At 73.6% G+C, this 12,270-nt stretch carries 11 protein-coding genes; 7 read left to right on the top strand and 4 right to left on the bottom strand.

Features of this window, described 5'->3' with window-relative positions; all coding sequences use genetic code 11:
- Positions 1 to 162: 162 nt before the first annotated feature.
- Positions 163 to 3,162 carry a beta-N-acetylglucosaminidase domain-containing protein gene (locus ACQKM2_RS40050; protein ID WP_427718967.1) on the bottom strand — a complete coding sequence of 1,000 codons (3,000 nt, stop codon included), beginning with the start codon at positions 3,160 to 3,162 and terminating at the stop codon, positions 163 to 165.
- Between the two features lie 238 nt (positions 3,163 to 3,400).
- On the opposite strand from ACQKM2_RS40050, the gene ACQKM2_RS40045 reads away from it, so the two are divergent.
- From ACQKM2_RS40045 to ACQKM2_RS40035, 3 genes are read left to right on the top strand one after another with little or no spacing between them, the layout of a single operon-like run.
- Positions 3,401 to 3,610 (top strand): hypothetical protein, encoded by a 210-nt coding sequence (locus ACQKM2_RS40045; protein WP_007264097.1) that lies wholly within the window; start codon positions 3,401 to 3,403, stop codon positions 3,608 to 3,610.
- Between the two features lie 18 nt (positions 3,611 to 3,628).
- Positions 3,629 to 5,629: a 4-alpha-glucanotransferase gene (locus tag ACQKM2_RS40040; protein WP_427718964.1), complete on the top strand. Its 2,001-nt coding sequence runs from the start codon at positions 3,629 to 3,631 to the stop codon at positions 5,627 to 5,629.
- Positions 5,630 to 5,649: 20 nt separating this feature from the next.
- A complete protein-coding gene (locus tag ACQKM2_RS40035) occupies positions 5,650 to 5,883 on the top strand; it encodes a hypothetical protein (protein WP_125817710.1) in 234 nt (77 codons plus the stop codon).
- A gap of 165 nt (positions 5,884 to 6,048) precedes the next feature.
- On the opposite strand, the gene ACQKM2_RS40030 is transcribed toward ACQKM2_RS40035, so the two are convergent.
- Positions 6,049 to 6,558, bottom strand: a complete 510-nt coding sequence (locus ACQKM2_RS40030; RefSeq protein ID WP_427718962.1) for a MarR family winged helix-turn-helix transcriptional regulator — start codon at positions 6,556 to 6,558, stop codon at positions 6,049 to 6,051.
- Between the two features lie 168 nt (positions 6,559 to 6,726).
- Between ACQKM2_RS40030 and ACQKM2_RS40025 the strand changes: the two genes are divergently transcribed.
- Genes ACQKM2_RS40025 through ACQKM2_RS40015 form a run of 3 tightly spaced genes read left to right on the top strand, consistent with a single transcriptional unit; the run spans position 6,727 to position 9,628 of the window.
- Positions 6,727 to 7,710, top strand: coding sequence for an EamA family transporter (locus tag ACQKM2_RS40025; RefSeq protein ID WP_427718959.1), 984 nt, complete (start codon positions 6,727 to 6,729; stop codon positions 7,708 to 7,710).
- A gap of 45 nt (positions 7,711 to 7,755) precedes the next feature.
- A complete protein-coding gene (locus ACQKM2_RS40020; RefSeq protein WP_427718956.1) occupies positions 7,756 to 8,715 on the top strand; it encodes a DMT family transporter in 960 nt (319 codons plus the stop codon).
- A gap of 10 nt (positions 8,716 to 8,725) precedes the next feature.
- Positions 8,726 to 9,628 carry a LysR family transcriptional regulator gene (locus ACQKM2_RS40015; protein WP_427718954.1) on the top strand — a complete coding sequence of 301 codons (903 nt, stop codon included), beginning with the start codon at positions 8,726 to 8,728 and terminating at the stop codon, positions 9,626 to 9,628.
- 567 nt (positions 9,629 to 10,195) lie between these two features.
- Here ACQKM2_RS40015 and ACQKM2_RS40010 read toward each other — a convergent pair.
- Positions 10,196 to 10,663, bottom strand: coding sequence for an NUDIX hydrolase (locus tag ACQKM2_RS40010; RefSeq protein WP_427718951.1), 468 nt, complete (start codon positions 10,661 to 10,663; stop codon positions 10,196 to 10,198).
- On the bottom strand, positions 10,650 to 11,405 hold the full coding sequence (locus ACQKM2_RS40005) for an XRE family transcriptional regulator (protein ID WP_427718949.1): 756 nt from the start codon (positions 11,403 to 11,405) through the stop codon (positions 10,650 to 10,652). The genes ACQKM2_RS40010 and ACQKM2_RS40005 overlap by 14 nt, the downstream gene beginning before the upstream one ends.
- Positions 11,406 to 11,676: 271 nt before the next feature.
- Between ACQKM2_RS40005 and ACQKM2_RS40000 the strand changes: the two genes are divergently transcribed.
- Positions 11,677 to 11,931: a hypothetical protein gene (locus ACQKM2_RS40000; RefSeq protein ID WP_427718947.1), complete on the top strand. Its 255-nt coding sequence runs from the start codon at positions 11,677 to 11,679 to the stop codon at positions 11,929 to 11,931.
- Positions 11,932 to 12,270 lie beyond the last annotated feature (339 nt).

The raw sequence follows: 12,270 nt of genomic DNA, 5'->3' as shown, positions 1-12,270 counted from the left end.
CCCGCGCTGGGGGCCCCTCCCAGCGGTAGCTGGGGGAGTTTGAGCGCACCGGGCGCGGAGCGTCCGGTATCGGGGTCCGGGGCGGAGCCCCGGGGAACGGAGGAAGGGCGGGTAGGGGACCTCGCCCCGCGCAGCGGCCGCCCACGAACCCCTGGGACCGCATCAGGAAGGCGGTACCACCCCGAAGGCCGTCGCGGACCAGAGGCTGCAGCCGAACCGCGTCGCCCGCCGCTCGCACGTCACGCGGACGTACCGCGTGTCCGGCGCGTCCAGCCGGACCGCGTCCACCCCGCCCCGGGAGGACACCACCGCGCCCGGGCGCCACGTCACGCCGTCGGCCGACGTCTCCACCCGGAACTTCGAGGGGTACGCCTCCTGCCAGTGCAGGGTCACCAGGCCCACCCGGGCCGGGGCCGCCAGTTCGGCCTGCCACCACGCGCCGTCCACCGCCGGGGACGACCAGCGCGTCGCGCCGGAGCCGTCCACCGCCGCAGACGGCGGGAACTCCGGGGCCTCGACCCCCGAGGCGGTGGCGCGGGCCCCGCGCAGCAGGTCCGGGCCGCCGGTGCGCGGCACCGCCCGGACGGTCAGCACCCGCACCTCCCCGTCGAAGGACAGCGGGACCGCGTACTCCCCGGACGGGGTGCCCGCCGCGACGGTGACCTCCACCGGGACGGCGACCGTCGCACCCCGCGGCACCACCACGTCCTGCGGCAGCCGGACCTGGACCCCGGCCGGCGGGGCCGCCGTCAGCGCGCCCCGGAACTCCCCGGGGCGCAGCCCGGACAGCTGCGCCGTCACCGTGCGCGCGGCGCCCCCGGCCTCCACGTCGGCCCGGCCCCCGTCGGCCAGTTCGAAGCGGGCCCGCGGGCCGTCCGCGAACCACGGGACCACCTTGTGCACCACGGGCGCCGGGCCCGCCCACGACAGCCGGACCGCATCCGCCCGTACGCCCTGCGCGTCGGCCTGCGTCCAGCCGGACACCGCCGCGTCGGCCAGCCGGCGCCAGCCCTCGCCCGGCACGTGCACCTCCACCGCCGCGCCCCGCGCGCCCGGCGCCAGCGGGTCCGTCATCACCGTGACCGCGGCGAGCGGCCGCGCGGCGTCCAGCCCGACCGTGTACGTGCCGGGCTCCTCCCGCACGGTGCCGTCGTCCCGGGCCGCGCCCGTCCAGGCGTCCGACTCCGCCGCCGCCTTCGCCAGGAAGGGGTCCAGCACGGAGGTGTCCACCCGCACCCCGCCCGGTTCCGCCAGCGCCTCCCGCGCCGCCGCGAGTTCCCGCGAGGCCCGCCACGCGGCCGCCCCGTCGCCCCGGGCCTCGGCCCGCAGCAGGTCGACCGCCAGCTCGCCCGCCGCCCCGTACCGGGAGAGCCGCTCCAGCCACGGCCCGGCCTCCGCCGCCACCGGCGCGTCGAGCCGCTGCGGGGCCTCCCGGAGCACGGTGAACGCCGCGCGCAGCCGCTCGCCGGCGGCCTTGTCCCCGGCGGCGCGGGCCCGCCAGAACTCCTCCACCAGCGGCTTCAGATAGGCCGACTCCTCCACCTTCAGGCCCGAGGAGGCGGTGTTCCCGGCCAGCGCCGCCAGCGCGGCCCGCCTCTTCGGGTCCGGGCCGGACAGGTCCCGCACCGCCGCCGCCCACGACTCCCCGGCCCGGTAGCCGCGCGGGTTCCACGCGTAGTCCGCCGCCGTGAACAGCGGGATCCGCGACAGGGTGCCCTGCGCCATCGCGTTGGCCAGCACCCCCGCCGAGCCGCCCGCCACCGCCGGATCGCGCCCGGCGTACGGGCCCAGGAAGACCCGGCCCGGGTCCCAGTCGTTGACCGGGTAGTTGTCCATGGTGACCAGCGGGTGCGCGAGCGCCGCCCGCGCCCCCGCCAGCTCCCTGCCGGTGATGGTGCGCGGCACCACGCCCACGCCCGTCCAGGCCACCTCCACGCGCGGGTCCAGCGCCCCGGCCAGCGCCGTCCGGTAGGTGGTGGCGCCGTCCTGGAAGTACTCCGTCGGCAGCAGCGACAGCGGGGCCGCCCCCGGATGCCGCGCCGCCAGGTGCGCGGCCAGCTCGCCCGCCACCTCCGCGTGCGCCTTCGCCGCCGCCGCGGGGCCCGTCCCGTACCGCACCCGGTCGGCCCGGCAGCCCCACTCGGTGTAGCTGACGTCCTGGAACTGCACCTGGAACGCCCGGAAGCCCAGCTCCCACATGGCGTCCGCCTTGCGCAGCAGCGCCGCCCGGTCGTCCGCGGACGCCAGGCACATCGACTGGCCCGGCGACACGGCCCAGCCGAGGACGACGTGGTTGGCGCGGGCCCGTTCGGCCAGCGCCCGGAACTCCTCCTGCCGTTCGCGCGGGTACTCCTCGCGCCAAGCCGTGGTGCGGTACGGGTCGTCGCCGGGCGCCAGCAGCATCCGGTTCTGCTTGGTGCGGCCCAGGAAGTCCAGCTGGGCCAGCCGCTGTTCACGGGTCCAGGGCTGCCCGTAGAAGCCCTCGGTGATCCCGCGCACCGGCGCGATCGGCCAGTCCCGCACCAGCATCCCGGGCACCTTGCCGTGCCCGGCCGCCAGCAGCTGGCGCAGCGTCTGCGCGGCGTGGAAGAGCCCGTCCCCGCCCACCCCGGCCAGCGCGACCGTGTCCCGCCCGCCGGCCCGGCCCACCGCCAGCCGGTAGCCCCCGGCCGGCAGGTCCCCGGCCGGGGCCGCGCCCAGCGCCAGCAGGGCCTCCTCGGCGTCCGCGCCCTGCATCCGTACGACGAGGGCCCGTTCGGGCAGCGCCGCGCCCGGCGGCCGCTCGTGCAGGGTGCGCACCCCGGCCGCGCGCAGGGAGGCGCGTACGACCTCGGCGGCGTACGGGTCCACGTCCTGCGGCAGCACCAGGACGGCCTCCGCCGGCACCGGCAGCTCCCGGCCCGGATCGGCGGTGGCCGACTGCGGCCGCGGCCACACGGCCGGGCCCTCGGAAGCGGCTCGGGGAACGTCGGAGCCCGGGTCGATGGCGGACCCGAGTCCCGCCGTGAAGACGGGAGCGGACCCGCTGTCGGGGCGCGGGGAGCCCGAGGTCCCCGGAGCGGCGGTGACCCGCGGCGGAGCCGACGCGACGGCCCCGCCGAGCAGGGTCCCGATGACTGCGACGGCCGCGGCCGTGGTCCGCTTCCTGCCCCTGAGCTGCACGGAGCCTCCCCAGTCCCGAGTCGTCCCCCGACCGTGTGAACGGGCCCGAGCCCACCACCCGTCCTGCCGGGGTGTCAATGCGCGTGGGGTGATCTGACCTGGATCCGCCAGGAATGCGATGCCCCTGACTGGGTATGGCTGCGGTGTTCCCCGCGGGTGTTGCATGGGCGGTCCGAAGAACCGCAGCACGGTCCCGAGAACCGCACGGCGGTCCCGAGGACCGTAGAGGGAGGACCTCATGAACGCCCGCACCGCGTCCGGCCACCGCAGGAAACCGGCCCCGCTCGCCCACCTGCCCGTACCGTCCGGCCCCGCCGACGGGCCGGCCGCCGCCGCGCACCCGCCGCTGACCAGCGAACCCCCGCTGGCCGGTGCCGCGTACGCACCCCTGACCAGTGAGTCCCCGCTCGTGGCCGAGGCCCCCCTCACCAGCGAGCCGCTCACCTAACCCCTCACCCAGCCAAGGATGACGATGGACGACCTCGCCCGGCTCGCGGCCCTCTACGGCGTCGCCACCTCCTACCAGCCCGCCGAGGACGTCACCGTCCAGGTGCCCGAGGCCACGGTCCGGGCCGTGCTGGGCCTGATCGGCGTCCCCGTCGACACCCCCGAGGACGTACGGGAGATGGCGGGGATCGCCGAACGGGAGCGGGTCGAGCGGCTGCTCCCGCCGACGCTGGTCCACTGGCGGGGCGAGCCCGCCCCGGAGGCCCTGGCCGCGCTGCCGGCCGGGACCCGGCTGCGGGTGACCCTGGAGGACGGGGCCGGGGAGGCCGACTGGCACCCCGGCCTGCCCCTCGGGGTGCACCGGCTGGCGGCCGGGACCCCGGACGGGCGCACCGCCTCCGCCACCCTGATCGTGGCCCCGGACCGGGCCCCGGCGGCGCCCGACCGCGCCCACGGGCTGCTCGTCCAGCTCTACTCCCTGCTCTCGGAGCGCTCCTGGGGCATGGGCGACCTCGGCGACCTCGCGGAACTGGCCCGCTGGGCCGCCCGCACCCACGGCGCCGGGTTCGTCCAGGTCAACCCGCTGCACGCGGCCCTCCCCGGCACCCCGACCGACCCGTCCCCCTACCGGCCGGCCTCGCGCCGCTTCCCCGACCCGGTGTACCTGCGCGTCGAGGACCTCCCCGAGTGGGCGGACTGCCCCGACCGGGACGCCCTCGCCGAACTCGCCGCCCGGGGCGGGGAGCTGCGCCGGGAGGTCCTGGAGAAGGGGGCGCTGATCGACCGGGACGCCGTGTGGGCCCTCAAGCGCGCCGCCCTGGAACTGCTGTACGCCGTCCCGCGCGCCCCCGCCCGGGAGGCCGCCTACCGCGCCTTCCGCGCCGCGCAGGGCGAGGAGCTCACCCGGCACGCAGCCTTGTGCGCGGCCCTCGCGGGGGAGGCCTGGAAGGAGCGGGTCGACTTCCACTGCTGGCTGGTCTGGCTGACGGACACCCAGCTGACCGGCGCCCAGCTCGCCGCGCGGGAGGCCGGGATGAGCGTGGGCATCGTGCACGACCTGGCCGTCGGCGCGCACCCCGAGGGGTCGGACGCCCGTTGGGGCCCCCTGCACCACCGGGAGGTGTCCGTCGGCGCCCCGCCGGACGCCTTCAACGCGCGCGGCCAGGACTGGGGGCTGCCGCCCTGGCGGCCCGACGTCCTGGAGGCCTGGTCGTACGCCCCCTTCCGGGCCCTGCTGCGCGGGGTGTTCCGGTACGCGGGGGCGGTGCGCGTGGACCACGTGATGGGCCTGTTCCGGCTCTGGTGGATGCCGAAGGGCACCCCGCCCGCGCAGGGCACGTACGTCTCCTACGACGGCGAGGCGATGCTGGCCGTGCTGGTCCTGGAGGCCCACCGGGCCGGGGCGCTGGTGGTCGGCGAGGACCTCGGGACGGTCGAGCCGGGGGTGCGGCGGGCGCTGGCCCGGCGCGGGATCCTCGGCACCTCGGTGCTGTGGTTCGAGCGGGACTGGGCGGGCGGCGGCGAACCGCTGCCGGCCGGGGCCTGGCGGTCGGAGTGCCTGGCCACCGCCACCACCCACGACCTGCCGCCCACCGCCGCCAAGCTGGCCGGCTCCCACGTCGAACTGCGCGACCGGCTGGGCCTGCTGACCCGCCCTCTGGAGCTGGAGCGGGCCGAGGACGCCGCCGACACCGTCGAGTGGCTGGCGGTACTGGACCGGCTGGGGCTGGAGACCAAGGGCGAGGAGGCCGCCGTACGCGCCCTGTACGCCTTCCTGCTGCGCACCCCGGCCCGGCTGGTCGGCGTATGGCTGCCCGACGCGGTGGGGGACCGGCGGCCGCAGAACCTGCCGGGCACCTGGGACCAGTACCCCAACTGGCGGCTGCCGGTCGCCGACGCGGACGGCCGCCCGCTGACCCTGGAGGCGCTGACCGCCTCACCGCGGGCGAACGCCCTGCTGAGCGCGGTGCGGGAGGGCGCGCAGACCCGTACGGCACCCCCGGGCGCGCGCCCCGTTTAGGTGTTCGCTACGTTTGCACCGTGGACAAGAAGAACGCTCTGCGCGCCGGCGCCGTCACGGCCGGATCGACGCTGATGATGCTGCTGATGACGTCTCCCGCCCTCGCGCTGACCCGCGACGACGGTGACGACCCGGGCCCGGGCCTGAGCATTGGCGAGACGCTCGGCCTGTTCGTGGCCGCGCCGATCGTGCTGTTCCTGGTCATCGCGGGTCTCGTGATGGTCGGCGACAAGTCGCGCAAGAACCAGGCCTGACCCGACCGGGCAGGTCCTTCATCAAGGCTTCCGGGCGCCGGAGGTCCGCGGAACCGGTGTGACCCGGTCCCGACGCGACCTCCGGCGCCTTGGCGTACCCGGAGGCGACCCTGAGGGCCGGCCCCTCGGGATCCCCGGGGGTCCCGAGGGGCCCCTCGGCGTCCCTCAGGACACGTCGGCGAGCAGCTTGCGCAGCATCCCGGTGAGCTGCTCGACCTCGTCGGCGTCGAAGCCCTCCAGGGCCTGCCGGTGCACCGCCAGGCCTGCGGAGACCGCCTCGTCGGCGAGGGCGAACCCGCGGTCGGTGAGGGTGACCTGGAGCCCGCGCCGGTCGTGCGGGTCGGGGCTGCGGGTGAGCAGCCCGGCCCTCTCCAGCTTGTCCAGGCGGCCCGTCATCCCGCCGGTGGTCAGCATCAGCGTGGCCGCCAGCTGGCGCGGCGAGAGGGTGTACGGGGCCCCGGAGCGGCGCAGCGTGGCGACGACGTCGAACTCCCCGCGGCTGATGCCGTAGCCGTTGTAGGCGCGCTCCACGGCGTCGCCGACGGCTTTGGCGATCCGGTAGATCCGGCCGAAGACGGCCATCGGGGCGGTGTCCAGGTCCGGTCGCACCGCGGCCCACTGCGTGGTGATCGCGTCGACGGCGTCCGGCTGGGCGTCCTTCTTCACCTCGGTCATAAATGAAGTATCCGATTCCGGTCAGTGGTTCGCAAGAAAGTAGCTTGCGTAAAAGTAGCTTAGGAGTAAGCTACTTATCAGCGACCTACTCGGGGAGGTCCGGGGACGGGCCCCCGGGTAGGTCGCGACTAACCCGCACCCCGCCAGCCGATCCTCACCTGCCGAGGAGTGACCGTGAACCGCGTCACCACCACCCTCCTGACCGCGCTCGCCCCCATCTCCTGGGGCTCGACCTACTTCGTCGCGAGCGAGCTGCTGCCCGCCGACCGGCCCCTCTTCACCGGGGCCATGCGCGCCCTGCCCGCCGGCCTGCTGCTGGTCGCCCTCTCCCGCGTGCTCCCCAAGGGCGCCTGGTGGTGGAAGTCCGCGGTCCTCGGCACCCTCAACATCGGCGCCTTCTTCCCGCTGCTCTTCCTCTCCGCCTACCGGCTCCCCGGCGGCGTCGCCGCCGTACTGGGCTCGGCCGGACCGCTCTTCGTCGTGGGGCTCGCCGCCCTCCTCCTCGGGGAGCGGGCCAGGCTGCGGACCGTGCTCGCCGCCGTGGTCGCCGCGTTCGGCGTCAGCATGGTGGTGCTCACCGCCGAGGCGAAGCTCGACATCATCGGCGTCATAGCCGGCGTGGTCTCCTCCGCCTCCATGGGCGCCGGCACCGTGATGACCAAGCGCTGGGGCCGCCCCGAGGGCGTCAGCCTGCTGGCCGTGACCGGCTGGCAGCTCACCGCGGGCGGCCTGGTCATCATCCCGATCGCCGCACTGGTCGAGGGGGCGCCGCCCGCGCTCGACGGCAAGGCCTTCCTCGGCTACGGCTACATGATGCTGATCAACACCGGGGCCGCGTACTTCCTCTGGTTCCGCGGCATCGGCCAGCTCACCGCCACCTCCGTGACCCTGCTCGGCCCGCTGTCGCCGCTCACCGCCGCCGTCATCGGCTGGGCCGCCCTCGGCCAGGCCCTGACGCCCGTACAGCTGGTGGGCATGGCCATCGCCTTCGGCGCCACGGTCTTCGGTCAGCTGCCGGGGCGGGCGGCGAAGCGCGGGGCCGGGGCCGGGGCCGATGCCGATGCCGATGCCGATGCCGAGGCTGAATCGTTCAGGAAGACTGAAGGAACCGATCAAAATCTTTCGATGGACCTGGGCAAAGAGAAGGTGTGAAGGTGGGTCCACGACCCACACCACACTCTCCGGGGGAAACCACCAGTGACCGTCACCGACCGCATCCGCACCGCACCCACCGCCGCCGGCACCCTCGCCGGCGGCGGCGCCGTTGCCGGAGACAAGGCGAGGAAGGGAGCCGCCGGACTCGGCGTACTCCTCGCCCTGGTCGCCACGGTCGTCTGGTCCGGCAGCTTCGTCGCCACCCGCGGCATGGCGGACACCGTCCCGCCCGTCCAGGCCGTCTTCTGGCGCTGGATCATCGCCGCCGTCGCGGTCACCCCCTTCGCCGCCCGCCAGGCCTGGCAGCAGCGGGCCCTGCTCCGCAAGCACCTCGGCTACATCAGCCTCGCCACCCTCTTCGGCGTCACCCTCTACAACACCCTCGTCCACCAGGCCGGCCTGACCACCTCCGCCGCCAACATGGGCATGATCATGGCCGCCTCACCGGTCATCATGGCCCTGTACGCCCGCCTCGGCGGCGAACGGCTCGGCGCCCGCCGCTCCGCGGGCATGCTGCTCGCGGCCTTCGGCGTGCTGCTGCTCGTCGGTGACGGCTCCCTCGGCTTCGACTTCGGCGCCGGCGACCTGTGGATGTTCGGCGCCGCCCTCTCCTTCGCCACCTACAGCGCCCTGCTCAAGCGCAAGCCCGCCGAGATCGGCGGCCTCGCCTTCCTCCTCAGCACCTTCGTCCTCGGCGCCCTGATGCTGGCCCCCGCGTACGCCGTCTCCCTCACCGTCCAGGGCGGCTTCGAGGCGACCTCCCACACCGTCGGCCCGCTCCTCTACGTCGGCGTCTTCTCCTCCGCCGTCGCCTTCTTCGCCTGGAACAAGGCGATCTCCCTCATCGGCGCGGCCCGCGCGGGAGTCGTCTACTACCTCCAGCCGGTCTGCGTCGCCGCCCTCGGCCTGCTCCTCCTCGGCGAACGCACCGGCCCCGCCCAGCTCCTGTGCATGGCCCTGATCCTGGGCGGAGTCGCCTTCGGCAGCACGGCCCGCCGGTAACTTCCCCCCTGTGACCGACTGGGACATCAAGAAGCTCCGCATCCTGCGGACCCTGGCCGACCAGGGCACCGTGACCGCGACGGCCGAGGCGCTGCACATGACGCCCTCGGCCGTCTCGCAGCAGCTGACCAACCTCGCCCGCCAGCTGGGGGTACCGCTGCTGGAACCCCAGGGCCGCCGGGTCCGCCTCACCGACGCCGCCCACCTGGTGCTGCGCCACACCGAAGCCGTCTTCGCCCAGCTCGAACGCGCCGACGCCGAACTCACCGGCTACCGGTCGGGGGAGTCGGGCGAAGTGCGCGTCGGCGCCTTCTCCACCGCGGTCCCGGTCCTCGTGGTCCCGGCGGTCGCCGCGCTCCGCCTCACCCACCCGGGAATCGAGATCCACGTCCGCGAGACCGAAGCGGCCGAATCCTACGAACTCCTCTCCGCCGGAGCCGTGGACCTCGCCCTCTCCCTCGCCGCACACGCCCCGACCGCCCGGGACACCCGCTTCACCCGGATCACCCTCCTCGAAGACCCCCTGGACGTGGCCCTCCCCCCGGACCACCCCCTGGCGGCCGCACCCGTACTCCGCCTGGCGGACCTCTCGGCGGACCGGTGGATCTACGGCGGCAGCGGCCCCTGGTCGGAGATCACCCGATCGGCCTGCGAACCGGCGGGCTTCGTCCCGGAACAGGCCCACTCGGCCTCCGGCTGGACCGCGATCCTGGCCATGGTCGAGGCGGGCATGGGTGTCGCCCTGGTCCCCCGCATGGTCTCGGCCCGCGCCTCGGGCGTAACGGTCCGCACCCTCACCCACGACCGCCCCACCCGCCACGTCATCGCCGCCCTCCGCCAGGGCACAGAAGCCGCCCCGGCCCTCGCCCAGGCCCTGAAGGCCCTCCAGCGGGCGGCGGCTTCCCTGTCCTGAGGGGGGGGTGGGGGCGGGATCCCCTCGGGCGGGAGCCAGGGAGGGTTTGGGGGTTTCCCGTCAGTCCCATCGTCCTTCCGGTTCGGGCCGCCCTGTCAAGGGCGCTCCCTTCGGTCGCGTCGCTTCGCGATCGCCTTCGGCGACCCTTGACAGGCCGTCCCGCCCCGGAATGCCGAAAGACTGCCGGGAAACCCCCAAAAGGAACGGTCACAGGGGGAGACGAGCGAGAAGCGGGCCCGTCGGAGACGAGACGAGGGGCCGGGCGCCGGCACACCACGCATCCGGGCCCTCAGATGTCGTGACCCCGGGCCGGGGGCCCGACTACCCGCACGAAAGGCCGAACAGAGCACCTCAGGGAGCGGGCGGGCGCGACAGATCGCTACGCGCTCCTCCCATCTCAGCGTCCGACGACCGTCCGGGGCTGATACCTGCACCAGAGGACGAAATGACCAGCCCAGGGAGCCGACAGGCGCGACAGATCGCTACGCGCTCCTCTGATCTCGGCGGCCGGCGGCCGTCTGGGGCTGGTGCCTGCAGCAGATGACGACTAGAGCGGTGTGGGGTCACTCAGCGGATGACGGGGCCGTTTCCGGCTCGCCAGTCGTTGAGGCGTTTGCGGATGCTGGGGACCATCGGGAGTTCGTCGGTCTCATGGGGTGCGAACCAGGCGACTTCGAAGGACTCGTCGGAGGTGCGGAGAGTGCCCCCAGTGGGCCGTGCCAGGAGGCAGATGGAGAACTCCTGACGGACTTCGCCGTCGTCATAGGCGAAGACGTGCCCTGGATTGGTATAGGTGCCGACAATGCCGGTGATCGTGACGGTGATCCCGGTTTCTTCATGGGTTTCCCGGACCGCGCAGTCGCCGATGGACTCGCCGAGATCCATCTTGCCGCCGGGAAGGGCCCACATTCCGTTATCGGTGCGGCGCTGGAGCAGCACTCGACCGTCGTCGTCTACCACGACGGCGGAAGCTGCCGGGACCAGACTGTTCGCCGGCGGGGCGCTGGGATCGTCTTCGTAATCACGCCTGGGCATTGATCTCCCTGATGTTGGTGCCACGGCTCCACAGCTCCTCGACGTGCGCCGCGAACCGGTCGAACATGCCGTCCGCCTGCCGTCGTCGCAGATGCATCATCGGCGAATCGTGCCCGACATGGCGGGCCAGGATGGGAGTCACGATCATCTCGTCATCGAATCTGAACACGGAGAGGTTGACGTGACCCGTCTCGAATCGCCCTTCAATGCCGCTGACATCGCTCAGCTTCGACAGCTCGTTCAAGGTCACGGCGATCCGAGTTGAGAGTGTCAGGGGTACGCCTTCCTCTGCTTCGCGGGCTGCGGTGACCGGGCTGGAGGGATCCCCGATGAGGAATCGGATGCGACAGCCGCTCAACGCCTTCCGGCGTAGGGCGCCGGCGAGATTGGCCTGCTCCAGCCACAGAAAATAGTTGGTGTATCCCGCGAACACCAGGTCGTGCTGCGCCTTCGTCACCAGTGAGCGCCACAAGCTCGAAGGAGCAGCCGACCGGTAGGGAAATACCTGGACTACCTCCTTGTCGGGGCCGCTGGTGAGAGCCGACCGAACGGCGTTGGGCCACAAGGCCGTTTCCTCCTCCCCTAGGGCCTCGCAGGCTGCCCACCGATGGCGGGCGTGGGGGACGCGGTTCGGCTCGGTGATCCACCGAGCCACCGTCTTCGTGTCCACCCCGCAAGCTTCTGCGAGCTGCTTTTCCGTCATCTTGGCATTCGCCATCGCGCGGCGGAGTGCGTGATTCAAAGGTCTCTCCACAGGCCGTCCGGGACGGAAGAGACGCTAGCGGCGAAGCGTCCCAAACGTCCCGTAAACGCAGTAGTAACGCCCGCACGTGGGATCCACGATCGGTTCAACGTCGCTTGAACCGGAGGCCCGATGAAGATTCTCAGTACCCATGACGCCGGGGATGTTCCCTGGCCACGGCCGATGGCCGGTGGCGAGCCCAGCGCAGAACTCCTCGATCGGGCTCAGGCCGGCTGGGAGCGCTTCCTCAGCACGTTCGAGGCGGCCTCCGATGAGTGAGTGCTACGAGTACGTGCCGCACCGCCTCCTCCGCCGCCGTGTTCGCGACATCGCATCGGGCGTCGAAGGCGTCCTCATGGCGGTGGTCAACGAGAACGTCTCGGACACCGGCATTGAGCACTGGATGGAGCTCGCCTACATCCGCAATGCCTCCGGCCGTGAATTCACCACCGCCGCCACCAACGTCGAACCCGCCTACGACCAGCCCAAGACGGCAGCCGGCCGCCGAGATCAGAGGAGCGCGTAGCGATCTGATGCGCCTGTCGGCTGCCTGGGCTGGGCTTTTCGGCCTCTGGTGCGTGCATCAGCCCCGGACGGTCGTCGGACGCTGAGGAATGAGGAGCGCGTAGCGATCTGTCGCGCCCGCCCGCTCCCTGGGCTGGTCTGGTCGGCCTCTCGTGCGGGTAGCCGCGCACCCGGCCCGGGATCGCAGACGTGGGGGCCCGGATGCCCGGCGTGCCGGCCGCCGGCCCCTCGCCTCGTCTCCGACGGGCCCGCTCCTGGAGTGTCTCCCCCTGTGACCGTTCCTTTTGGGGGTTTCCCGGCAGTCTTTCGGCATTCCGGGGCGGGACGGCCTGTCAAGGGT

Source organism: Streptomyces sp. NPDC004126, from assembly GCF_050275515.1.
Taxonomy (GTDB): domain Bacteria; phylum Actinomycetota; class Actinomycetes; order Streptomycetales; family Streptomycetaceae; genus Streptomyces.
This window is presented reverse-complemented; position numbering and strand designations above follow the sequence as displayed.